The organism is Dietzia sp. JS16-p6b (genome assembly GCF_003052165.1).
In the GTDB taxonomy this organism is placed as follows: Bacteria; Actinomycetota; Actinomycetes; order Mycobacteriales; family Mycobacteriaceae; genus Dietzia.
Genome location: NZ_CP024869.1, coordinates 1,612,758 through 1,637,318, shown reverse-complemented (window position 1 = coordinate 1,637,318; position 24,561 = coordinate 1,612,758). Strand labels below are relative to the sequence as shown.

At 67.7% G+C, this 24,561-nt stretch carries 19 protein-coding genes and 3 rRNA genes; all 22 read right to left on the bottom strand.

The annotated features are described in order from the left end of the window. Positions 1-9 precede the first annotated feature (9 nt). Complete coding sequence (gene scpB, locus CT688_RS07365; RefSeq protein WP_107756362.1) at positions 10-678, bottom strand: SMC-Scp complex subunit ScpB; 669 nt, start codon at positions 676-678, stop codon at positions 10-12. After that, positions 669-1,538, bottom strand: coding sequence for a ScpA family protein (locus CT688_RS07360; RefSeq protein WP_194305494.1), 870 nt, complete (start codon positions 1,536-1,538; stop codon positions 669-671). Before CT688_RS07360 ends, scpB begins: the two co-directional genes overlap by 10 nt. Beyond that, a complete protein-coding gene (locus CT688_RS07355; RefSeq protein WP_017837670.1) occupies positions 1,535-2,410 on the bottom strand; it encodes a ParA family protein in 876 nt (291 codons plus the stop codon). Before CT688_RS07355 ends, CT688_RS07360 begins: the two co-directional genes overlap by 4 nt. A gap of 75 nt (positions 2,411-2,485) precedes the next feature. After that, a complete protein-coding gene (locus tag CT688_RS07350) occupies positions 2,486-3,436 on the bottom strand; it encodes a tyrosine recombinase (protein WP_107756360.1) in 951 nt (316 codons plus the stop codon). A 54-nt stretch (positions 3,437-3,490) separates the two neighbouring features. Next, positions 3,491-4,060 carry an NUDIX hydrolase gene (locus tag CT688_RS07345; protein WP_107756359.1) on the bottom strand — a complete coding sequence of 190 codons (570 nt, stop codon included), beginning with the start codon at positions 4,058-4,060 and terminating at the stop codon, positions 3,491-3,493. Positions 4,061-4,066: 6 nt separating this feature from the next. Beyond that, entirely contained in the window at positions 4,067-5,872 is a 1,806-nt protein-coding gene (locus tag CT688_RS07340) for a CTP synthase (protein ID WP_231750585.1), read from the bottom strand. A gap of 82 nt (positions 5,873-5,954) precedes the next feature. Then, on the bottom strand, positions 5,955-6,887 hold the full coding sequence (locus tag CT688_RS07335; RefSeq protein ID WP_231750545.1) for a copper transporter: 933 nt from the start codon (positions 6,885-6,887) through the stop codon (positions 5,955-5,957). Continuing rightward, on the bottom strand, positions 6,884-8,056 hold the full coding sequence (steA, locus tag CT688_RS07330) for a putative cytokinetic ring protein SteA (RefSeq protein ID WP_107756357.1): 1,173 nt from the start codon (positions 8,054-8,056) through the stop codon (positions 6,884-6,886). Before steA ends, CT688_RS07335 begins: the two co-directional genes overlap by 4 nt. 59 nt (positions 8,057-8,115) lie before the next feature. Next, complete coding sequence (gene recN, locus CT688_RS07325) at positions 8,116-9,894, bottom strand: DNA repair protein RecN (RefSeq protein WP_107756356.1); 1,779 nt, start codon at positions 9,892-9,894, stop codon at positions 8,116-8,118. 9 nt (positions 9,895-9,903) lie between these two features. Continuing rightward, positions 9,904-10,833, bottom strand: a complete 930-nt coding sequence (locus CT688_RS07320) for an NAD kinase (RefSeq protein WP_107756355.1) — start codon at positions 10,831-10,833, stop codon at positions 9,904-9,906. Further along, positions 10,830-11,648 carry a TlyA family RNA methyltransferase gene (locus tag CT688_RS07315; RefSeq protein ID WP_107756354.1) on the bottom strand — a complete coding sequence of 273 codons (819 nt, stop codon included), beginning with the start codon at positions 11,646-11,648 and terminating at the stop codon, positions 10,830-10,832. The genes CT688_RS07320 and CT688_RS07315 overlap by 4 nt, the downstream gene beginning before the upstream one ends. Beyond that, entirely contained in the window at positions 11,648-11,851 is a 204-nt protein-coding gene (locus CT688_RS07310; protein ID WP_231750544.1) for a hypothetical protein, read from the bottom strand. The genes CT688_RS07315 and CT688_RS07310 overlap by 1 nt, the downstream gene beginning before the upstream one ends. 10 nt (positions 11,852-11,861) lie before the next feature. Beyond that, positions 11,862-12,854, bottom strand: coding sequence for an HAD-IIA family hydrolase (locus CT688_RS07305; RefSeq protein WP_231750543.1), 993 nt, complete (start codon positions 12,852-12,854; stop codon positions 11,862-11,864). Between the two features lie 70 nt (positions 12,855-12,924). Further along, positions 12,925-13,467, bottom strand: a complete 543-nt coding sequence (locus CT688_RS17470; protein ID WP_370446339.1) for a hypothetical protein — start codon at positions 13,465-13,467, stop codon at positions 12,925-12,927. 616 nt (positions 13,468-14,083) lie between these two features. After that, positions 14,084-14,200 (bottom strand): 5S ribosomal RNA (gene rrf, locus CT688_RS07295). A gap of 99 nt (positions 14,201-14,299) precedes the next feature. Next, positions 14,300-17,398: ribosomal RNA gene (locus CT688_RS07290) — 23S ribosomal RNA — on the bottom strand. A 346-nt stretch (positions 17,399-17,744) separates the two neighbouring features. Then, a 16S ribosomal RNA gene (locus CT688_RS07285) occupies positions 17,745-19,261 on the bottom strand. The 16S, 23S and 5S rRNA genes sit together here, the layout of an rRNA operon. Before the next feature lie 480 nt (positions 19,262-19,741). Further along, the gene (gene tyrS / locus CT688_RS07280) at positions 19,742-21,022 is read right to left on the bottom strand and encodes a tyrosine--tRNA ligase (protein WP_197431482.1); all 1,281 of its coding nucleotides are present in this window, start codon (positions 21,020-21,022) and stop codon (positions 19,742-19,744) included. Positions 21,023-21,044: 22 nt separating this feature from the next. Next, complete coding sequence (locus CT688_RS07275) at positions 21,045-21,695, bottom strand: DNA-3-methyladenine glycosylase (protein ID WP_107756353.1); 651 nt, start codon at positions 21,693-21,695, stop codon at positions 21,045-21,047. Next, positions 21,692-21,913 (bottom strand): Trm112 family protein, encoded by a 222-nt coding sequence (locus CT688_RS07270; RefSeq protein WP_107756352.1) that lies wholly within the window; start codon positions 21,911-21,913, stop codon positions 21,692-21,694. Before CT688_RS07270 ends, CT688_RS07275 begins: the two co-directional genes overlap by 4 nt. Positions 21,914-21,918: 5 nt before the next feature. Then, on the bottom strand, positions 21,919-23,358 hold the full coding sequence (gene argH, locus CT688_RS07265; RefSeq protein ID WP_107756351.1) for an argininosuccinate lyase: 1,440 nt from the start codon (positions 23,356-23,358) through the stop codon (positions 21,919-21,921). Further along, a complete protein-coding gene (locus CT688_RS07260; RefSeq protein ID WP_107756350.1) occupies positions 23,355-24,554 on the bottom strand; it encodes an argininosuccinate synthase in 1,200 nt (399 codons plus the stop codon). The genes argH and CT688_RS07260 overlap by 4 nt, the downstream gene beginning before the upstream one ends. Positions 24,555-24,561 lie beyond the last annotated feature (7 nt).

Genomic DNA, 24,561 nt, shown 5'->3' with positions numbered 1-24,561 from the left:
ATGAGTAAGTCACATCTCTTCGTTCTGGTGGTCATGGGCTGGGTCGGGCGCAGCGGTTCTGCGCCGCCCCAGAGGTATCCGCGGGTCCTCCGCGGGGTCGTCGCTCATCTCGTCGACCAGGTCCACGTCCGGCAGCAACGGGGCGATGTCCGGGAGCTCGTCGAGCGACGTCAACCCCAATCTTTCCAGAAAGAGCTCCGTGGTCCTATACAGGAGGCCCCCCGTGTCCGGGTCGGTGCCGCATTCCACGGTCAGGCCGCGGGCCACGAGGGTCCGCATGACCCCGTCCACGTTGACCCCACGGACCGCCGCCACGCGTGACCGGGTGACGGGCTGCCGGTAGGCGATCACCGCCAACGTCTCGAGTGCCGCCCGCGTGAGGGTGGACCGGGTGCCGTCGGTGAGCAGCCGCTCCACATACGGGGCGAACTCACGACGGGTGTAGAGACGCCATCCCTCCTCGGTGCGCCTCAGGTCGATCCCACTGCCGCGGGCGGTGAGGTCATCCCGCCAACCGCGCAGCTCCGCCGCCACCTGTGCAGGCGTCGAGTCCGCCGCGGCAGCGAGCGCCCCCTCGGCGGTCGGCTGGTCCACGACCAGCAGAAGCGCCTCGAGTCGGGCGCGTAGCGGCGGTGACGCGTCGTCGTCGAGCCCGTTCTCGTCGTCCGTCACATCCATTCGTCCCTCCCGCGTGTCACCTCGGCGGCCTCCTCACCCGTCCAACTCACAGACAGGTCACCGAGCGCCTCGTCCTGGGCGAGCGCGACCGCGCGGGCCCTGTACAACTCCAACAGCGCGAGGAACCTGGCGACGACGACGAGGGAGTCGCCGCACCCGGAGACCAGGTCCCGGAAGTCCACCCACTGGCCCCGTCCCCGGAATCTCAGCAGCTCCAGGACACGCGCGGCCTGCTCGGGGACGGAGACGGTCGGGGTGTGGACGTGGGCGACCCCCACCTCCTCCACGGGACGGGGGCGGAACGCCACGGCGGCGATGGTGGCGAACTGCTCCACATCCACCCCCAGCTCCACCTCGGGCAACACGTCCAGGAACTCGTCGTCGGGGCCGGCCGTCCGCGGATGGGAGTGACGGGCGGTCCTGTCCAGCTCCGCGAACAGCTCGGCCACCTGGCGGAACGCCCGGAACTGCAGGAGCCGCGCGAAGAGCAGGTCCCGGGCCTGGAGCAGCGCCAGATCCTCCGGGTCCTGGACCTCGCCGGACGGCACGAGCCGCGCCGTCTTGAGGTCGAGCAGGGTGGCCGCCACCACGAGGAACTCGGTGACCTCCTCGAGGCCCGCCTCGCGGCCCAGCTCGCGGGCGTGCGCGATGAACTCGTCGGTCACCATGTGGAGGGCGACCTCGGTCACGTCGAGGCGGCGCGAGTCGATGAGCCCCAGGAGAAGGTCGAACGGGCCGGTGAAGTTGGTGAGGTGGACGGTGAACGCGCGCGTTTCCTCGGCCTCGGCGACACCGCCCCCAGGCGGGTCCCCGGGCGTGTCCCCGACGCCGCTCACCGGACCGGTCACCGGAGCGCTCATCTACCGCGCTGGATGACCTCGCGAGCCAGCGCCCGGTAGGCCTGCGCTCCCGCGGATCTGGGCGCCCACGTGGTGATGGGTTCGCCGGCGACGGTGGTCTCCGGGAACCGGACCGTCCGGGTGACGAGCGTGTCGAAGACCTTGTCACCGAACACCTCGACCACCCGGCCGAGGACATCGCGGGCGTGGACCGTCCTCCGGTCGAACATGGTGATGAGGATGCCGGACAGGTGCAGACGCGGGTTGATCCGGTCGCGGACCTTCTCGATGGTGTCCGTCAACAGTGCGAGCCCGCGCAGCGAGAAGTACTCACACTCCATGGGGATCAGCACCCCGTCCGAGCAGGCCAGCGCGTTGACGGTGAGCAGGCCCAACGACGGCTGGCAGTCGATCAGCACATAGTCGTACCTGTCGAGCACCGGGTACAGCGCGCGGCCCAGCGCCTGCTCCCGACCCACCTCGTTGACCAGTTGGATCTCCGCGGCGGACAGGTCGATGTTGGCGGGGATCAGGTCCACCCCCTCCACGCGGGTCCGGACCAGCACCTCCTCGGTCGACACGGTGGTGTCCACCAACAGGTTGTAGACCGTCAGCTCCAGCTGGTGGTGCGGGATGCCCAGACCCGCCGACAGCGCGCCCTGGGGGTCGAGGTCCACCACGAGGACCCTGCGGCCGTATTCCGCGAGCGAGGCGGCGAGGTTGATCGTGCTGGTGGTCTTGCCCACCCCGCCCTTCTGGTTGCACATCGAGAGCACCACCGCGGGACCGTGGGAGGTGAGCGGCTGGGGCTCCGGGATCGCCGAGAAACCCTCGCCGGCCGCCGGGTCGTCGGCGCCCAGGAGTTCCGCGCGGGAGAACAGTGCGGGATCCATCGTCCCAGAGTCCTGCGCCACCCGCGTCTCCTCTCGCTGCGTCGTCACCTGCGCCCAGGCCGGTCCCCGGTCACGTTACCGTGCCCGGGGGTGGCACTCGGCCCAGACCTCACGGAGCGTCTCGACGGTGACGAGGGTGTAGACCTGGGTCGTGGTGACCGAGGCGTGCCCCAACAGCTCCTGGACCACCCTGATGTCCGCCCCGCCGTCCAGCAGGTGGGTCGCGAAGGAGTGCCGGAACGAGTGCGGGGAGACCTCAGGCCCGGCTCCCGCCCTCTCCGCGGACGCCGAGACCACGTTCCACAGGGTCTGCCGGGTGATGCGCCCGCCGCGGGCGTTGAGGAAGAGCGCGGGCCCACCTCGGACGGCCAACGCGGGTCGGGCGCGCACCAGGTAGGCGCCGACCGCGTCGCAGGCCGGGCGCCCCACGGGGACCACTCGTTCCTTGCCCCCCTTCCCGCGCAGGATCACCGTGCCCCCGTCCGGGCGGTCGAGACCGTCGAGGTCGTCCACGTCCAGACCGACGAGCTCGGCCGCACGGGCCCCGGTGGCGTAGAGGAGCTCCAGCATCGCCCGGTCCCGCAGTCGCGCGGGGTCGGTGTCCACCTCGGTTCCGCCGGCGGCCTCGATCACCGCGATGATCCGGTCCACGGGGAGGGCCTTGGGAAGTCGGCGCGGCGGCCGCGGGGGGGTCACGGCAGCCGCGGCGTCGACACGGGTCACGCCGTCCCTGGTGGCGAACCGGTGCAGTCCCCGGACCGCGGCGAGCGCACGGGCGACCGAACTGGGCGCGAGCGCTCTCCTGCCGACGTCCGGGTCGGCGGTGGCGAGCCGCACCCGGAACTCCTCGACATGCGATTCGGTCACGGCCCCGAGATCCTCGACCCCCGCCTCCGACAGGTAGAGCCGGTACTTCTCCAGGTCACGCCGGTAGGCGGCGAGGGTGTGGGCGGAGGCCCCCTGTTCGACGGCGAGGTGGTCGAGGTATCCGCGGATCTGGACCGCAGCGCCGTCGTGACGTGTCATCGCGGTACGGACGGCGTCATCAGGGCAGCGGCCGGCATCATCGCTGGCGCCCGGTCAGCGCCCGGCGAGCATCGCCCGTGCGGCGAGGATCCCGGCCACGGCGATGCCGTTGACGATGCGCCCGTCCAACACGGCGTCCACGGCGTCGGGGAACGGGATACGCGTGACCTCCATATCCGCCTCCTCGTGATGGGCCTCCGGACGGTCCACCTCACTGAGCTCCGTGGCGAGGAACACGTGGACGCGTTCGGTGCAGAAGCCCGGTGACGGGACGATCGAGATGACCGGCTCCCAGGACCGCGCCTCCACCCCGGCCTCTTCGACCAGCTCACGGCGTGCGGTCTCCACGGGCTGCTCCCCCTCGACGTCGCACAACCCCGCCGGCAGCTCCCAGAGTCGCTCCCCCACCGCGTGGCGGTACTGACGGACCAGCGTGATCCGATCGGCGTCATCGAGCGCGATCACCGCGACGGCGTCATCGTGCCCGCAGATCTCACGCTCGGCGGTCCCCCCGCCCGGCATCGTGAGGGTGTCCACGCGCAACCGGACTATCCGGCCGTCGAAGATCTCCCGGCTGGCGACGGTCCGGTAGTCGTGCGACCCGGGGGCGCCGGAGTCGGCCACCGGTGATCAGCTCCCGTCCGCGCGGGCGTCGGAGGTCAGCTCGGCGTCGACGTCATCGACGCGGACACTGGACGTCCCGGCGTCCGGCGCGGCGACGGTCGCCGGAGCGGGCTCCCCCGACTGGTCGGCCCGCCACGGTTCGACCGGCAGCCGCATCTCGTTCTCGTAGTCCAGCGCCGCCTTGATAAAGGCGACGAACAACGGGTGCGGGCGGGTGGGCCGCGACTTGTACTCCGGATGCGCCTGCGTGGCGACGAAGAACGGGTGCTGCTCCCGCGGGTACTCGACGAACTCGACCAGGTGGCCGTCGGGAGACGTGCCGGAGAAGCGGAGCCCGGACTCGGCGATCCTGTCCCGGTAGGCGTTGTTGACCTCGAACCGGTGCCGGTGCCGTTCGGAGATCTCGGTGGCGCCGTACGCCTCGGCGACCAGCGACCCCCTGCTCAGGACCGCCGGGTACGCGCCCAGTCGCATGGTGCCCCCCAGATCGGCGTTGCCCGCCACGGCGTCGACCTGGTCCGCCATCGTGGAGATCACCGGGTGCTCGGTGTCGGGCTCGAACTCCGTCGAGGACGCGCCCTCGAGTCCCACCGACCGGGCCGCCTCGATCACCGAACACTGCAGTCCCAGGCACAGACCCAGCAACGGGATCCCGTTCCTGCGGGACCACGAGATCGCGCCGAGCTTGCCTTCGATCCCTCTGATGCCGAAGCCGCCGGGGATCAGCATGCCGTCGACTCCCCGGAGTGCCTCCCGCGCGCCGGCCTCGGTCACGCAGGCGTCGGATTCCACCCACCGGATGTTGACCCGCGCCCGGTGGGCGAAGCCACCCGCGCGCAGGGCCTCGGTCACCGAGAGGTAGGCGTCGGGCAGGTCGATGTACTTGCCGACCAGGGCGATCTCGACCTCCTCGCGGGGCTCGTGCACACGCCTGAGCAGCTCGCCCCACACCGTCCAGTCGACGTCCCGGAAGGGCAGATTGAGCTTGCGGATGACGTGGGTGTCGAGGTGCTCACCGAAGAGGACCTTGGGGATGTCGTAGATGCTGGGCGCGTCAGGGGTCGAGACGACGCCCTCGAGGTCGACGTCGCACATGAGCGCGATCTTGGACTTCAACCCGTCCGGCACCTCACGGTCGCAGCGCAGGACCAGACCGTCCGGGACGATGCCGATGGACCGGAGCGCCGCCACGGAGTGCTGGGTGGGCTTGGTCTTGAGCTCGCCCGACGGCGCGAGATACGGAACCAACGACACGTGGAGGAAGAAGATGTTCTCGCGCCCGACCTCGTGGCGGACCTGCCGACAGGCCTCCAGGAAGGGCTGCGACTCGATGTCGCCGACGGTGCCGCCGACCTCGGTGATCACGACGTCCGGGCGGCGCCCCTGCTCGTCGGGCGCGCCCATCGCGATGATGCGCTCCTTGATCGCGTCGGTGATGTGCGGGATCACCTGGACGGTGTCCCCCAGGTACTCGCCGCGACGCTCCTTGGCGATCACCGCGGAGTAGACCTGTCCGGTCGTCACGTTGGCGTTGGCGCTCAGGTCGCGATCGAGGAAGCGCTCGTAGTGCCCCAGGTCGAGGTCCGCCTCCGCGCCGTCCTCGGTGACGAACACCTCACCGTGCTGGAACGGGTTCATGGTGCCCGGGTCCACGTTGATGTACGGGTCGAGCTTCTGCATGGTCACGCGCAGTCCGCGCGCGGTGAGGAGCTGCCCCAGGCTGGAGGCGGTCAGCCCCTTACCCAGCGACGACGCCACGCCACCGGTGACGAAGATGTGCTTGGTCGCGGACCGCGACGCGGCTCGGTTCAGTGCCAAGGGGACTCCCGTGTCCAGACGCCGGAATGGATGAATGCTGGTGTGGCTCCGGTGCACCCCACGGGGCTTCAGGCTATCACCGCGCAGGCGCGGTGGGGAGCGACGGCACCGCCGCGGTCGCGTCCGGACGCAGACCGTAGTGACCCTGGCCTCGTGCGAGCTGCTCCGCGAGCGCGAGTCCCGTCGCCAGGCGGCCCGAGTCGGAACCCGCGGAGTCGACGGTCGAGACCCCGTCCTCCCCGGAGGACCGCAGTACGGTCACCGCGTCGTACCCCTGCGTGCCCGTGAGTTCGGCCGACACGACCGTCCCCGCGCCCTCGGCGTCGAGGGTCCGGGCGAGGGCGGCCAGCCGGACGGCGGTCGATTCGGCCTCGCCGGGGCCGGTGACGATCAGGGCCAGCTGACCCGGCCGGAGGGTGCCCTGCTCGAAATCGATGAGCTCGGCGTCGGCCAGGGTGGTGAGAACCGTCCCGCGGTCGTCGTCGTCGAGGTGCGGTTCGGAGTCCTCCGTGCGCAGCAACCCGGCGCGGCCCAGGGCGGTCCCCAGTTGGGTGCCCAGGTCTGCGTCCGCGGCCGGCGCGCGGCCGATCGGGAGGTTCGCCACGAGAGCCTGGACCTCGGCGTCGGCCTCGGGGTCGAACGCCTTGTCGGTGAGGGACACGCGTCCCGCGGTGATCCCCCCGGCGGCGCCGATCACGTCGACGGCCGCGCTGACGTCCTCGTCGGACGCGCCGGGGGCGACGACGACGAGGACGGGGCGGCCCTCGAGCGTCCCGTCCACCACGGGCCGGGTGAGCTCGCCGGCCATGTCGTCCAGCCGCTGCGCGGCGAGCCGGCGGGTCGCGGCGTCGTCGCGGGCCGCCTCGAGCTGCGCTGCCGTCGTCTCCTCGCGGTCGACGACCGCGTCCCGGATCGACGTCGCCACGGACGTCGACCCCAGGACCACTCCCAGCCCGAGGGCGAGGAACACGGCCACCAGCGTGAGAACGTGGCGACGCAGAGAGATCAACGGACGAGCCCCTGGACCCAGAGCGCGAAGGTGTTCCACGTGTCGATGGCCCAGATGAGCAGGTCCTGGGCGGAGTCGCGGGCGACCACCACCGCGGCCACCGCGACGAGGGCCGCGAGCACCACGAGGGCCAGGCCGATCCCGGCGCCGCGCGAGCGGTACAGCGTGGCGCACGCGTCGGCGTGCACGAGGCGGGACGACACGGCGGTGTCGACCATGGTCGACGACGGCGCCGAAGAGCCCGCGAAGGCGTTCTCCAGACCGCGATCGTCACCGGTCACCACGATCATCTCCGCCCCGCCGTGGTATGCCAGCAGCAGGGCCATGTCGCGCGCGGTCGCCGCGGCCGGGAAGGTGGTCGCGCCCACGCCGAGTTCGGTGACCCGCTCCAGGCCCTCGGCCCTGCCGTCGCGGTCGGCCGGAACGACGAGGACCGCGCCGTCGGTGAGGACCTCCTCGGAGACGCCGGTCGGGGTCGCGACCACGACGTCGGCGGTGACGCGGGCCGCCCGCAGGACCTCGGCGCCCCTGTCCACACCGACGACCACCGGTCGATACTCCTTCATGAACGGCTTGAGGCCGGCGAGCTGGGCCTCCGAGGACCCGTCCCCGGTCACCACCACCACGTGGCGGCCGGAGAAGTCCACATCGATCCCGGGCAGGCCCTCGCCGTCGAGGAGCAGCTGGTGCTCCAGGCTGAGGAACTCCGTGGCGTTGGCCAGGTGCGCCAGCGCGGACTCGACGTAGTCGTGTTCTGCCGCGTGGACCTCGGAGAGCAGGGTGGCCGAACCGGACTCGCGCCCGGTGGCCAGCTGGTCCTCGGATTTGACGGAGTAGATCACTCCCTCGTCGATCCGGACCCGGGTCCCGTCGTCGACCTCCGCGAGATCCGCGTCCTCGATGACCGGGATGTCGGAGGAGGCGAGGATCCGGTACGCGGCCCGGGGCAACCGCTCGTCCCCGGCGCGCGGTACATGGACGACGGCGGTGACGCCGGCGTCGACGACGGCGCGGGCGGTGGCGGCCGACGTCCGGTTGAGGTCCAGCACGGCGACGTCCTTGGCGCCGAGCTTCCGGGGGATCGGGGATCCCGCCCGGATCTGGCGGACGGTACCGACCACACCGGCGAGATCGTTGGAGCGGCGATTGAGCAGACCCGTCATCTTCATGTGCCCGAGTATCACGCGTGTGATTCGAGTGACGAGGGAGGTCGGATCGGCGTGTCGGGTTAACGGTCGACTTGAGCTTGAGACTTCTCCGATTGCGCCTTGGCCAGAAGCTCCTCGGCGTGCGCGAGCCCGGTGTCGGTGTCCTCCATGCCCGCGAGCATCCGCGCGAGTTCGGTGACCCGGTCCGCGTCGTCGACCGCCCGCACGCCCGACACGACGCCCTCGCCGCCCGTGGGCTCGGCGGCGGAGTCGGTGGGGTCGGCGGCGGAGCCGGTGGCCTTGTGGATCACGAGATGCGTGTCCGCGTATGCGGCGACCTGCGCGAGGTGCGTCACCGCGATCACCTGATGTGTCCGCGCCAGCCTGGCTAGCCGCTTGCCGATGCTCAGCGCGGCACGCCCGCCCACCCCCGCGTCGACCTCGTCGAACACCAGCGTCCCACCCCCTGAGCGTTCGGCCAGCACGACCTCGAGCGCGAGCATCACCCTGGACAGCTCGCCGCCGGAGGCACCCCGACCCAACGGGACCACCCCGGAGGGCCCGTCGAGCGCCAGTTCGACGTCGTCCAGCCCGGACTCCGTCGCGGCGGCGAGCCCCTCACCGGCCGGTGCCACCCGCACGACCAGCCCGGCCCCTCCCATGGACAACTCGGCCAGCTCCGAGGTGACCCGTCGAGCCAGGTCCTCCCCCGCGGCCCTGCGGACCGCGGTGAGCTCCGCACCGCGCTGCTCCAGGTCGGCCGCGAGCCTCGCCACCGTGGCCTCGAGCTGGGCCACCGCGCTGTCAGAAGTGTCCACCTCCGCCAGGCGGAGCCGCGCCTTCGCGGCCCACTCGATCACGTCGTCGACGTCGGTCCCGTACTTGCGCGTGAGCGCCCGGAGTTCCTGCCGCCTCTCGAGAGCCGAGTCGAGATCCGCGGCGTCGACCGGGAGCTCGGCCAGGTAGAGGCCGAGCTCGGTCGCGGCGTCCCCGAGCGCGGCGACGGCCTGGTCGATGCTCGTGGCGATGGTCTCCAGTGCGGGATCCCCCGCTCCCGCGAGCCGTTGCCGCAGGTGGTCGAGGAGGCTGACGACGGGCTCGGTTGCCTCGGCCTCGCCGGTCAGCACCTCGTGAGCCTGGCCCGCCACCTCGCGCAACTCTTCCGAATCCGTCAGTCGACGGATCACGGCGTCGAGCTCGGCCTCCTCCCCCGGCCGGGGATCCAGCGCGTCGATCTCGTCGAGCCCGTGGCGCAGGAGGTCGGCCTCCCGCGCCAGCTCACGGGCGCGGCCGGTGCGTTCGGCGAGGGATCTCTCCGCCTCGCGCCACCGATGGAAGGCCGCCCGGTAGTCGCTCAGCGCCCGCCGTGCCGGTTCGCCGCCGTGGGAATCGACGGCCTCCCGTTGCCTGTCCGGACGCAGGAGCCGGAGCTGGTCGTTCTGGCCGTGGACCGCGAGCACCGGAGCGCAGAACCGGGCCAACGTCCCCGCCGGGACCGAACGACCCCCGAGCCGGGCCCGGGAGCGTCCGTCGGCGCCGACCCGGCGGGCCGCGATCACCGTCCCGTCCTCGTCGACCTCCGCGTCCGCCTCCTCGAGGAGACTGTCGAGCTCGCGTCGGTCCTCGGGGTGCATCGTCTCGGCGGCGGCCAGGTCGAACCGCCCCTCCACCACGGCCTTGTCCGCTCCGCGACGAACCCGCCCCGGATCGGCGCGCCCCCCGGCCAAGAGCCTGAGACCGGTGACCACCATGGTCTTTCCGGCGCCGGTCTCACCGGTCAGGACGGACAGGCCCGGGGCGAAATCGGCCACGGCCTCGTCGATGACGCCGAGTCCGCTGATCCGAAGTTCCGTGAGCACGCACCCACCCTAGGCGAGGGGGCGCGCGGTGGACCGGCCACGCCACCCGGTGACCGGGAGTTCGAACTTCGTCACCAGCCGGTCCGTGAACGGCGAGTCGTCCAATCTCACCCACTTGACCGGTCTGTGGCCACGCACCACCTCCACCCGACTACCGGCGGGGGCGTCGATCGTTCGTCGCCCGTCCAGCACGACCACCGCCGGTCCGGACCGGGTCCCGGTCTCCACGGCGACCCGCGAGCTGGGCGCCACGACCATGGGCCGGGCGAACAGGGCGTGGGCGTTGTTCGGGACCACCAGGATCGCGTCGAGCTCCGGCCAGAGGATCGGTCCCCCCGCCGAGAACGCGTACGCCGTCGATCCGGTGGGCGTCGAGACGAGCATGCCGTCGCACCCGAAGTCGCTCACCGGTCGCCCGTCGATCTCGACCGACGCCTCGAGGACGCCCTGCCGCGAGACCTTCTCGATACTCACCTCGTTGAGTGCCCAGTCACGGCCGAGCACGGTGTCCCCGTGGATCACAGTGGCCTCGACCGTCATGCGCTCGACCACCCGGTAGTCGTGGTCCGCGATCTGTTCGACGACGCCGTGGAGAGAGGAGATCTCCGATTCGGCGAGGAAGCCGACATGCCCGAGATTCACTCCCAGCACCGGCACATCGGCCGCGGTCGCGTACTGGCATGCCCGCAGGAACGTCCCGTCCCCACCCAGGACCAGGACGAGCTCGCAGCCGTCAGCGGCGTGCGGGGTATCCGCCACCGACTCCACACCGGTCCCGGTGGCCACGTTCTCGCTGGTGTCCGCGAGCATCCGCACCGCGATCCCGCGGTGCGCGCAGGCGTCGACGACCTGGGCGACGATCGCGACGATGTCCGGCCGCTCGATGTTGGCCTCGAGCAGGATGCGGCGGGGCGCCCCCACCTCTGGGCTCTGCGTCATCTCGGTCCCTCCTCCACCGCGCTGCGAATAGCGTCCTGCGCCCGGTCCGTCAGTGCCACCGGCGACCCCGGTTCGGTCTTGCGGAGGTGAAGAAAGTACTCGACGTTCCCGGACGGGCCCGGAAGCGGGCTCGCCACACACCCGAGAGCCTCCAGCCCGAGCGCCGCGGCGGCCCGCGCGACACCGGTGACCGCGTCGATCCGGAGCCCGGGGTCACGGACGACGCCCCCCTGACCGACCCGCTCGCGTCCCACCTCGAACTGCGGCTTGACCATCGGTAGCAGCGCCCCGCCGGTGCGGACACACGCGGACAGAGCGGGAAGGACGAGGGGCAGGGAGATGAACGACAGGTCGGACACCACCACGTCGACCTCGCCGCCGATGTCCTCGGGGGTGAGGGACCGCACGTTGGTCTTGTCGTGGACGCCCACGCGATCGTCGCTGCGCAGGCGCCACACGAGTTGTCCGTAGCCCACGTCCACGGCTTCGACGCGGTCGGCCCCCCGCGAGAGCAGGACGTCGGTGAACCCTCCCGTGGAGGCGCCGGCGTCGAGGCAGCGCGTACCGGCGACGTCCACCCCGAAGGCGTCCAGGGCACCGATGAGCTTGTGGGCCCCCCGCGAGGCCCAGTCCGGTTCCCCGGACGCGGCGACCGCGATGGACGTCGTCGGTTCCACCTGCGTGGCGGGCTTACTCGCGGCGACCCCGTTGACGATCACACGACCGGCACCGATGAGGTCCCGCGCGCGCTCCCGACTGTCACACATCTTGCGACGGACCAACTCGGCGTCCAGGCGCCTACGGGCGACCGCCATCAGCGGGCCGAGTCCAGGGAGGACAGGGCGCGGGCGAGCAGATCATGGGCCGAATCCAAGGCGGCGACCTGCTCGTCGCGAACTCCCCCGACCTCGTCGCGGGGTTCGGCGGAGTCGGAGAGCAGATCGTCGAAGGCCGAGCGGAGCTCGTCGATGTCCGGGCCCGCGGGCCCTGGCAGTGGTGTCGGTCCGGGAGTGCTCACACGGTCCACGCTAGCCCACGAGCAGTCCCGCATCGGCGAACCGTGACCGGGCACCGTCGCCGGGATCCGCCAGGGCGCTCACACCGTGCCTCCACGCCTGCCGGAGGACCCCGCGCGCCAGGTCGACGCCGTCGAGTGTCGCGGGGAGCCCGTCGAGGTGGAGGACACCGTTCTCCACCCTCGCGTCGAGCCAGGGGGCCGAGTCGATGTGACTAGACTCCGGCGGCGCGGCGAGCGCGGACAGGTCAGGGGCGAGGTGGGTGGCGCGACGGTGCGCGTCCGCGACCAGCAGATCGGCGGTCCCGTGGACGCCCGTCAGAACCAGCAGTGCGGGCATCCCGGCCGCGAGCGCCCCCTCGATATCGGTGTCCAGACGGTCCCCGATGACGAGCGGACGGCGGGAGCCGACGAGGTCCGCGGCCGCCCTGAGCACTCCCGCCGCCGGTTTCCCCGCCACGACGGGGTCTCTGTCCGTCGCGGCGCGAAGTGCAGCGACCAGCGAACCGTTCCCGGGGAGCAGACCGCGCTCGGTGGGCAGGGTGGTGTCGGTGTTGGAGGCGACCCACGGCACCCCGCGCCGGATCGCGAGACATCCTTCGGCAAGGTCACCCCAGGTCAGTTCGCGGGACAGGCCCTGGAGGACCGCCTCGGGTCCGTCGTCGGCCGAATAGACGACCTCGTAGCCGGCCTGTCTGGCGAGCTCCCGGAAACTCTCGTGACCCACCACGAGAACTCTCGCCCCCGCGTCGACGTGATCACCCAGCATCATCACCGCCGCCTGGGCGCTGGTCATGACGTCGGACGCGCGGGCCGGAAATCCCAGATCCCGGAGGTGTTCGGCCGTCTGGCCGGGGGAACGGCTCGCATTGTTGGTCACGTAGACCACCGGAAGCCCCGACCGGTCCAGCGCCTCGGCGGCGCCCGGAATGGGCTCGGTACCGCGGATGAGCGTCCCGTCGAGATCCACGAGAAGTGCGTCGTGCAGATCGGACAGAGCCGCCACAGTCTCCGACGCGGCAGACTCTGACCCCGCCGACCGCGGTACTGCTGACGTCGGGCCTGGTGACACCGAGTTAACCCCCGAGCTCGGCCAGACGCGACTCCGCGTCCGTGTGATGATCCGGGTCGGCGGACACGGCGTGGGCGAACCAGGCGGCCGCCTCGTCCTTGCGGCCGGACGCCAACAACACCTCCGCGTAGGCGTAGTCCAATCGCGCCGCCTCCTCGCCGACAGCATCCGGGTCCGCTCCCGCATCCTGGAGAGTCACGAGGGCGGCGTCGAGCTGGCCCATGTCCACTCGCGCGCCGGCTTCGACGATGCGCAGCTCCACGAGGTCCTCGCCGGTGACCTGACGGGACTCGTCACCCCGGGCGAGTTCGATGGCCTTCTCCGGACGTCCGAGGCCCCGCTCGCAGTCCGCCATCATCGCCAGCAGTCCGGGTCCTCCCGAGATGCGTCGAGCCGCACGGAGCTCACCCAGCGCTTCCGACCACTCTCGCGCGCGGTACGCGAGAACGCCGACGGTCTCCCGGACCACACCTATCCGGCCGGCTCGGTTCTTCGCGGCACGTCCGTGGGCCAGAGCGAGCTCGGGGTCGTCGTCGACGAAATACATCGCCGCCACCAGATGCCGCGCGACGACTTCGGCATTGGCCTTGTCCAGACCCCGCAGGTCCCGTCGGATCTCCGTGTCGAGGTCCGCGGCCTCGATGTCTTCGGGGAGAGTCGGCTCGTCAACGCGTGCGGCCTGCCGGGCGTCCTGACCCGGACGGCCAGCCGTGCGCCGCTCGACGCCCTGCCGCCCTCCGTCACGGGAGTCACCCCGGGAGGAACCCCCTCGGCGATCGACTGCCGCGGATCCTCGGCCCTGTCCCGCCCCCGATGTGCCGGTGCGCTGCCCAGCGCCCCGGCCCGCGCTACCGCGGCCCCCGGCGGATTCACCCCGGGCTGCCGGCCGCCGACCCGAGTCGCCGGCGCCCGTCCCGTCGTACCGGGTTCCACGACGTTCACCGTAGGAACTGTTGTCCCTACGACCGCCCCCGGTGGCCCGGTCGCCCCTGCGGGGTAGGTCACCATCGCCCCGTCTCGGGGTTCGATCTGAATGCTCTGACCGAGGTTCGTTCACGTCGTTCACCTTACGTGCGCCGGACTACCGGCACTGCTGTTGAAGGGAGGCACAAATACGACCAGCGGGAGGAACGATGAGTCCCTCCCGCTGGTCATGAAGTTGTGTTCGGCGGTGACCTACTCTCCCACACCCTCTCGAGTGCAGTACCATCGGCGCTGGCAGGCTTAGCTTCCGGGTTCGGAATGGGACCGGGCGTTTCCCTGCCGCTATGGCCGCCGTAACTCTGTGAAACAAGGCCCGACCCGCGATCGAGACCGCGGATGGGTGTGTTGTTTCAGATACTGCACAGTGGACGCGGTGCGATTCTTTTGGCTTGAGTGTGTGTAAGCCCTCGGCCGATTAGTACCGGTCACCTCCACGCATTGCTGCGCTTCCAGTTCCGGCCTATCAACCCCATGGTCTGTGGGGGGCCTTAACCACGCAAGGTGGTGAGAAACCTCATCTTGGAACAGGCTTCCCGCTTAGATGCTTTCAGCGGTTATCCCTTCCGAACGTAGCTAACCAGCGATGCTCCTGGTGGAACAACTGGCACACCAGAGGTTCGTCCGTCCCGGTCCTCTCGTACTAGGGACAGCCTTCCTCAAGTTTCTTACGCGCGCGGCGGATAGAGACCGAACTGTCTCACGACGTTCTAAACCCAGCTCGCGTGCCGCTTTAATGGGCGAACAGCCCAACCCTTGGGACCTACTCCAGCCCCAGGATGCGACGAGCCGACATCGAGGTGCCAAACCATCCCGTCGATATGGACTCTTGGGGAAGATCAGCCTGTTATCCCCGGGGTACCTTTTATCCGTTGAGCGACACCGCTTCCACTTGCCGGTGCCGGATCACTAGTCCCGACTTTCGTCCCTGCTCGACGTGTCAGTCTCACAGTCAAGCTCCCTTGTGCACTTGCACTCAACACCTGATTGCCATCCAGGCTGAGGGAACCTTTGGGCGCCTCCGTTACTCTTTGGGAGGCAACCGCCCCAGTTAAACTACCCACCAGGCACTGTCCCTAACCCAGATCATGGGCCGAGGTTAGACGTCCAATACGATCAGAGTGGTATTTCAACAACGACTCCACACACACTGGCGTGCATGCTTCACAGTCTCCCACCTATCCTACACAAACCGAATCGAACGCCAATACCAAGCTATAGTAAAGGTCCCGGGGTCTTTTCGTCCTGCCGCGCGTAACGAGCATCTTTACTCGTAATGCAATTTCGCCGAGTCTGTGGTCGAGACAGCAGAGAAGTCGTTACGCCATTCGTGCAGGTCGGAACTTACCCGACAAGGAATTTCGCTACCTTAGGATGGTTATAGTTACCACCGCCGTTTACTGGGGCTTAAATTCTCAGCTTCGCCTTGCGGCTAACCGGTCCTCTTAACCTTCCAGCACCGGGCAGGCGTCAGTCCGTATACATCGACTTACGTCTTCGCACGGACCTGTGTTTTTAGTAAACAGTCGCTTCTCTCTGGTCTCTGCGACCACACCCAGCTCCCACCGCGAGGGTGTTCACCGGGCATGGCCCCCCTTCTCCCGAAGTTACGGGGGTATTTTGCCGAGTTCCTTAACCACAGTTCTCTCGATCGCCTTGGTATTCTCTACCTGATCACCTGTGTCGGTTTGGGGTACGGGCCGTGTATGAACTCACTAGAGGCTTTTCTCGGCAGCATAGGATCACTGAATTCCCCACAACGGGTACGCATCAAGTCTCAGCCTTCATGTGACACGGATTTGCCTATGTCACGGCCTACACTCTTACACCAGTACAACCACTGACTGGCCCAGCTACCTTCCTGCGTCACCCCATCGCTTGGCTACTACCAGATCAGGTCCCGCGCATCCAGTCCACGTCATCCCGAAGGATGCTCCAGGACGTTCAGGGCGGTTAGTATCACTGATTCACCATGGGCGCGCATACACGGGTACGGGAATATCAACCCGTTGTCCATCGACTACGCCTGTCGGCCTCGCCTTAGGTCCCGACTCACCCTGGGCAGATTAGCTTGACCCAGGAACCCTTGATCATTCGGCGGACGAGTTTCTCACTCGTCATTCGCTACTCATGCCTGCATTCTCACTCGTGTGGCCTCCACGCCTGGATCACTCCGACGCTTCTATGGCCACACGACGCTCCCCTACCCACCCACACACCTGCCCGGAGGAGGTTCTCGTGTGAGTGCCGCGGCTTCGGCGGTGTACTTGAGCCCCGCTAAATTGTCGGCGCAGGACCACTTGACCAGTGAGCTATTACGCACTCTTTCAAGGGTGGCTGCTTCTAAGCCAACCTCCTGGCTGTCTCAGCGATCCCACATCCTTTTCCACTTAGTACACGCTTAGGGGCCTTAGCCGGCGATCTGGGCTGTTTCCCTCTCGACTATGAAGCTTATCCCCCACAGTCTCACTGCCGCACTCTCACACCTCGGCATTCGGAGTTTGGCTGACGTCAGTAACCTTGTAGGGCCCATCGGCCATCCAGTAGCTCTACCTCCGAGGTGAAACATGCGACGCTGCACCTAAATGCATTTCGGGGAGAACCAGCTATCACGGAGTTTGATTGGCCTTTCACCCCTACCCACAACTCATCCCCTCAGTTTTCAACCTAAGTGGGTTCGCGCCTCCACGACGTCTTACCGTCGCTTCACACTGGCCATGGGTAGATCACTCCGCTTCGGGTCTAGAGCATGCCACTACGATCGCCCTATTAGGACTCGCTTTCGCTACGGCTTCCCCACACGGGTTAACCTCGCGACATACCACTAACTCGCAGGCTCATTCTTCAAAAGGCACGCCATCAGCCACGAAAGGCCTCTGACGGATTGTAAGCACACGGTTTCAGGTACTATTTCACTCCCCTCCCGGGGTACTTTTCACCATTCCCTCACGGTACTAATCCGCTATCGGTCACCAAGGAGTATTTAGGCTTACCGGGTGGTCCCGGCAGATTCACAGCAGATTTCACGGGCCCGCTGCTACTTGGGAACACAAATCGCCCAGCCACAAAGTTTTCAGGTACGGGACTCTCACCCTCTACGGCCGACCCTTCCAAGTCGTTCCCCTAACCCGCGGACTATCAAGCGCCTGATCCGGCAGAACCAGGACATCATGCCCCACAACACCACACACGCAACCCCTGCCGGGTATCACACGCATGCGGTTTAGCCTCTTCCGCGTTCGCTCGCCGCTACTGACGGAATCACTGTTGTTTTCTCTTCCTGCGGGTACTGAGATGTTTCACTTCCCCGCGTTCCCTCCACACACCCTATGTATTCAGATGCGGGTAACACGCCATCACGCGCGCTGGGTTCCCCCATTCGGACACCCTCGGATCACAGCTCGGTTGGCAGCTCCCCGAGGCTTATCGCAGCCTCCTACGTCCTTCATCGGCTCTTGGTGCCAAGGCATCCACCGTGTGCTCTTACACACTTACATTCACAAACAATTAAAGATGCTCGCGTCCACTGTGCAGTTCTCAAACAACACACACCAACCCCACCCACACCCCGGCCAACCAGCCAGGACATCTCGGGAATCAGTGCCACCAGAAACAACCAGACCCAGCACAAACCAGGCCCAACGGTGTTGTCTCAGACACCCAACAGTGTGTTTCATCCGGACCACGCTCCCCCCACACGCCGGCCCTGAGCCGACGCCCGAAGATCAAGGCGAGTCCTACGCGATAGTGTTCCACCCAATGAGCCACCCGGCGCGCCACACTCGGACGCGAACCAGGCGCAAACTCTGACCACACCCAACAGGCATGGTGAGTGCTCCTTAGAAAGGAGGTGATCCAGCCGCACCTTCCGGTACGGCTACCTTGTTACGACTTCGTCCCAATCGCCGATCCCACCTTCGACGGCTCCCTCCACAAGGGTTAGGCCACCGGCTTCGGGTGTTACCGACTTTCATGACGTGACGGGCGGTGTGTACAAGGCCCGGGAACGTATTCACCGCAGCAATGCTGATCTGCGATTACTAGCGACTCCGACTTCATGGGGTCGAGTTGCAGACCCCAATCCGAACTGAGACTAGCTTTAAGGGATTCGCTCCACCTCACGGTCTCGCAGCCCTCTGTACTAGCCATTGTAGCATGTGTGAAGCCCTAGACATAAGGGGCATGATGATTTGACGTCATCCCCACCTTCCTCCGAGTTGACCCCGGCAGTCTCTCACGAGTCCCCACCATAACGTGCTGGCAACATGAGACAGGGGTTGCGCTCGTTGCGGGACTTAACCCAACATCTCACGACACGAGCTGACGACAACCATGCACCACCTGTATACAAGCCACAAGGGAAACGACATCTCTGCCGTCGTCCTGTATATGTCAAGCCTAGGTAAGGTTCTTCGCGTTGCATCGAATTAATCCACATGCTCCGCCGCTTGTGCGGGCCCCCGTCAATTCCTTTGAGTTTTAGCCTTGCGGCCGTACTCCCCAGGCGGGGCGCTTAATGCGTTAGCTACGGCACGGAATCCGTGGAAGGACCCCACACCTAGCGCCCACCGTTTACGGCATGGACTACCAGGGTATCTAATCCTGTTTGCTCCCCATGCTTTCGCTCCTCAGCGTCAGTTACTACCCAGAGACCCGCCTTCGCCACCGGTGTTCCTCCTGATATCTGCGCATTTCACCGCTACACCAGGAATTCCAGTCTCCCCTGTAGTACTCAAGTCAGCCCGTATCGCCTGCACGCCCCCAGTTGAGCTGGAGGATTTCACAGACGACGTGACAAACCGCCTACGAGCTCTTTACGCCCAGTAATTCCGGACAACGCTCGCACCCTACGTATTACCGCGGCTGCTGGCACGTAGTTGGCCGGTGCTTCTTCTGCAGGTACCGTCACTCTCGCTTCGTCCCTACTGAAAGGAGTTTACAATCCGAAGACCGTCATCCCCCACGCGGCGTCGCTGCATCAGGCTTCCGCCCATTGTGCAATATTCCCCACTGCTGCCTCCCGTAGGAGTCTGGGCCGTGTCTCAGTCCCAGTGTGGCCGATCACCCTCTCAGGCCGGCTACCCGTCGTCGCCTTGGTAGGCCATTACCCCACCAACAAGCTGATAGGCCGCGGACTCATCCTGCACCGAAAAACTTTCCAACCCCCACCATGCGGCAGGAGCTCATATCCGGTATTAGACCCGGTTTCCCAGGCTTATCCCGAAGTGCAGGGCAGATTACCCACGTGTTACTCACCCGTTCGCCACTCGTGTACCCCCGAAAGGGCCTTACCGTTCGACTTGCATGTGTTAAGCACGCCGCCAGCGTTCGTCCTGAGCCAGGATCAAACTCTCCATAAAAGCTTCTCAGCACTACAAAAAGCACAATCCAAGCAAAAAACAAACCAAAAAACTGGCTGTTTCAAAAAAACGCGACCCCCACGACAGGGATGTGAAAGGGTCGCAACCAAACAAAAAATTTGGCACTATCACAAACAAAACACACTGTTGAGTTCTCAAACAACACCACCACACCGCTCCCCGGACAGTCACCGACCACCCAGATCACGAGGGTTCTACATCAACCGCCACCCTTTTCGGGGCAACTTCTCCAGCCTAGCGCACGCGGCCCACCCGGTCAAACCAGGCAACCCACCACCATCCGGAGCACGTCGCCTCCACCAGCCCGAACCTCCCGGCCCGCACCCGCTCTCGGCGACCTCCAATAAGTTACGCAGACGTGAACCCAAACGCAAATCGCCAGGTCACGCACGCAATTCCGGGACTTGAAAGCAAGGCGGCGCCGGTCGACACCGGCGCCGCCTCACATCGTGGTCGCGATCAGCGGAGGCGCACCCCGGCGAGGTTTTTCTTGCCGCGGCGGAGCACCAGCCAGGACCCGTGGAGCAGATCATCCTGCCCGGGCGTCCACTCCGGGTCGTCGATGCGGGCGTTGTTGACATACGCGCCACCCTCGCCGACGGCGCGGCGTGCGGCGCCCTTGCTGTCACAGAGTCCGGAGGCGACCAGGAGCTCGATGATCGTTCTCGGGGCATCGGACGCCACCTCGACGGCGCCGGCGTCCTCGAGTGCGGCGCCGAGCGTCCGCTCGTCGAGCTCAGCCAATTCTCCCCGCCCGAACAGTGCCTGGGAGGCCGCCTGTACGGACTCCGTGGCCGCCACCCCGTGCACCATCGTGGTCATCTCCTCCGCCAGGCGCTTCTGTCCCGCGCGGAGGTGCGGCGTGTCCCGGGTGAGTGCCTCCAGCTCCTCGATCTCCTCACGACCCAGGAACGTGAACCACCGCAGATAGCGGACCACGTCCGCATCGGACGTGTTGAGGAAGTACTGGTACCACGTGTACGGGCTGGTGAGGTCGGGGTCGAGCCAGAGGCTCCCGCCACCCGTCGACTTGCCGAACTTCTTCCCGTCGGACGACGTGACCAGGGGGACAGTCATGGCATGAACCGTCTCACCATCCATCCGGCGGTTGAGGTCGACGCCGCCGACGATGTTCCCCCACTGGTCGGAGCCGCCGATCTGCAGTGTGCACCGCATGGTGCGTCTCAACTGCACGAAGTCGTTGGCCTGCAGGAGCATGTAGGAAAACTCCGTGTACGAGATCCCGTCACCGTCCAGGCGACGTTTGACGGTGTCCCGCCCGAGCATGGTGTTGAGCGAGAAGTGCTTGCCGACGTCTCGCAGGAACTGGATGGCGGTCAGATGACCGGTCCACTGCATGTTGTTGACCACACGGGCCCCCACGGGCCCCTCTGTGAGGTCGACGAACAGTTCGAGTTGACCTGTGATGCGCTCTGCCCAGTCGGCCACGGTGTCCGCGGTGTTCATGGTCCGCTCCCCCACGTCCCGGGGGTCCCCGATCATGCCGGTCGCTCCCCCGGCCAGGACGATCGGCCGGTGCCCTGCCAACTGGAACCGCCGGAGGGTGAGGAGCGGGATGAGGTGACCCGCGTGCAGGCTGGGCCCGGTCGGGTCGAAGCCGCAATACAGCGACACGGTGCCCTCGTCGAGGTGTTCACGGAGCGCGTCGAGGTCTGTCGACTGCGCGATGAGCCCCCGCCACTGCAGGTCATCGAGGATGTTGGAAGTCACGAGCGACATTGTCCCCCATCGGCGCGTCGGGCTACCACGGGGCGGGGTGCGGGGAACGCGGCGCGCGTGGACTGCGCCGGTAGGAGGACACCTCCCGGGCGCCCGTGATCCAGAACCGCCACGGGCGGTCGGCCTCACGGGACACACCCACCCGGGGTCCCGACCGGACCTGCGACGCGGGAACGGGATCAGGACGGAACGTGACCGGTGACGCCGCATCGAGGACGTCCATGCCCCGGAAGGACAGGTCGATTCCCATCACCCTCCCGAGGTTCCCCGGGCCGCGCGCCGCGTGCTCGGGGAGTATCCCGGGTCGGCGCTGCCGGGTCGCCTCGTGTCCGCCCACCACGCGGCCGGCGCGGAGGAGAACACCGCCGCCTTCCCCCGGGGGTCGGCACGTGATGTTGGCGCACTGGTGGATCCCGTGGCTCAGATAGACGTACAGATGCCCGGCATCGCCGAACATCACCTCGTTCCGCGGCGTCGGTCCCGGCCACGTGTGCGCGGCGGGATCCGGGTGGGGCGAGTCGACCGGGCCGCCATAGGCCTCCACTTCCATCACGCGTACCGCGACGGGCCCGTGGGTCAGGACACCTCCCAACAGGGACCGTGCGGCCTCGTCGGGGTCCGAGTCGCGGAGCAGCGCCCGGAAGGTGGCCCCTCCGTCCTGCGGCAGGGTCACTCCTGCGGAGCCCCGCCCGCACGGGCGAGCAGGGCCTCGTGCTCCGCCTCGTCCACCGGACGTGACTCGTCCGCCAGCAGCACCGGGATGCCGTCGTCGATCCGGTACGCGCGGCGCAGGCGGGGGTTGTAGAGCGTGTCGTCACCCGCCAGGAGGAGCGGCCCCTTGTCCTCGGGGCAGGCGAGGATCTCCAGCAGGCGGTCATCGATGACGGACATGGCGCTCACCCTACCCAGTCGGCGAGTTCGTCACGGACTTCTCCCAGTCGGCTCCGCTGCGCGGCCACCGCGGTGCCGGCGGTCCCGCCCCGTGCGTTCCGTGAGGCGATCGATCCCGTCACCGTGAGGACGTCGCGGACCTCCGGGGTGAGTGCCGGGTCGATCGAGGTCAGCTCCTCATCGGTGAGCGCATCGAGTCCCACACCGCGGGATTCGGCCACCCGGACGCACTCCCCGGCCGCCTCGTGGGCGACCCGGAACGGCACACCCTGACGGACCATCCACTCCGCGATGTCGGTGGCCAGCGTGTACCCGGCCGGAGCGAGCGCGGCGAGGCGACGCGGGTGGAACTTCAGGGTCGAGACCATCCCTGCCATCGCCGGGAGGAGCAGATAGAGCTGGGCCACCGAATCGAAGAGCGGTTCCTTGTCCTCCTGGAGATCCCGGTTGTAGGCCAGCGGTTGGGCCTTGAGGGTGGCGAGCAGGCCGGTCAGGTTGCCGATCAACCGGCCGGTCTTGCCGCGCATCAGTTCCGCGACGTCCGGGTTCTTCTTCTGGGGCATGATCGAGCTCCCGGTCGACCATTCGTCGGCGAGCGTGACGTATCCGAACTCGGGGGTCGACCAGGCGATCACCTCCTCCGCCAGGCGGGAGAGATCGACAGCGACCTGCGCGAGGACGTATGCCGCCTCGGAAGCGAAGTCCCTCGAGCTCGTGGCGTCGATCGAATTGTCCGCCGCACGATCGAAGCCGAGTTCCGCCGCGATCGCGTCCGGGTCCAGCCCGAGGGACGACCCGGCCAGGGCGCCCGAACCGTACGGCGACACGGCCAGGCGTCGGTCCAGGTCCCGGATCCGGTCGACGTCGCGCAGCAGCGGCTGCGCGTGGGCCAGGAGGTGGTGTGCGAGCAGGATCGGCTGCGCGGCCTGGAAGTGCGTCTTGCCCGGCATGACCGTCTCGGGGTGCTCGTCCGCCTGGGCCACCAGTGCGTCGACCACGTCGAGCACCCCCCCGGCCACCTCCCGCACCGCGTCGCGCAACCACATCCTGAACAGCGTGGCGACCTGGTCGTTGCGGGACCGGCCGGCCCGGAGGCGACCGCCAACCTCGACACCCACCCGGTCGATCAGGCCGCGTTCGAGCGCGCCGTGCACGTCCTCGTCCGACTCCGCCGGGACGAACGCGCCGGAATCGACGTCGGCGGCCAGACGGTCCAGACCGTCCAGCATCGCGTCGAGCTCCGGACCGGAGAGCAACCCGGCACGGTGCAACACCCTGGCATGGGCCTTCGAGGCCCTGATGTCGTACGGCGCCAATTCCCAGTCGAAATGCGTGGACTTGCTCAGCGCGGCCATCGCCTCGGCGGGGCCTCCGGCGAAGCGCCCGCCCCACAGGGCGCCGGTGTTGGTGCCGTGTCGATCGTCCCGGCGGTCGGGTCCGCTCACAGCCCGAGGTCCCTCTTGGCGGCGATCTTGGAGCTCAGACCGTGGAGGTTCACGAAGCCCTTGGCGTAGCTCTGGTCGAACGAGTCCCCCTCGTCGTAGGTCGCGAGGTTGAAGTCGTACAACGACGAGTCGGAGCGACGGCCGTTGACGACGATGGACCCACCGTGCAGGACCATCCGGATGTCCCCGGAGACGTGCTGCTGGGTGTTGTCGATGAAGGCGTCGAGAGCGTACTTGAGCGGAGAGAACCACAGGCCGTCGTAGACCGCGTTGGACCACTCGTCGGAGACCCCTGACTTGTACCGGGCCAGCTCCCGCTCGAGGGTGACGTCCTCGAGCGCCTTGTGCGCGGTGATGAGGATCATCGCACCCGGCGCCTCGTAGACCTCGCGACTCTTGATCCCGACGAGACGGTCCTCGACCATGTCCAACCGACCGACACCCTGGGCCCCGCCGCGGCGGTTGAGCTCGATGATGGCCTCGAGCACGGAGACCTTCCGCCCGTCGATCGCCACCGGGACGCCCTCCGAGAAGGTGACGGTGACCTCGTCGGGAGCCGCGAAGTTGAGGGTGGGGTCCTCGGTGTAGTCGTAGACGTCCTTGGTGGGAGCGTTCCACAGGTCCTCGAGGAACCCGGTCTCCACCGCGCGGCCCCAGACGTTCTGGTCGATCGAGAACGGGGACTTCTTCGTCACGTTGATGGGGATCTCGTTCTGCTCCGCGAACTCGATGGCCTTCTCGCGCGTCCAGGCGTAGTCCCGGACCGGGGCGATGACCTCGAGGTCGGGGGCGAGGGCGCCGAAGCCCACCTCGAAGCGGACCTGGTCGTTGCCCTTGCCGGTGCATCCGTGGGCGACGGATGTCCCACCGTGCATCTTGGCGGCGGTGACCAGGTGTTTGACGATGAGCGGTCGGGAGATCGCCGAGACCAGCGGGTACTGCCGCATGTACATCCCGTTGGCCTTGATCGTGGGCGCGCAGTACTCGTCGGCGAACTCGTCGCGGGCGTCCACGACGATCGACTCCACGGCCCCGCAGTCCAGGGCACGCTGCCGGATGACGTCCATGTCCTCACCGCCCTGGCCCAGGTCGATGGCGACGGCGACGACCTCGGCGCCGGTCTCCTTGCCGATCCAGCTGATGGCTACTGACGTGTCGAGGCCGCCGGAGTAGGCGAGGACTACGCGATCGGACATGGTGTGC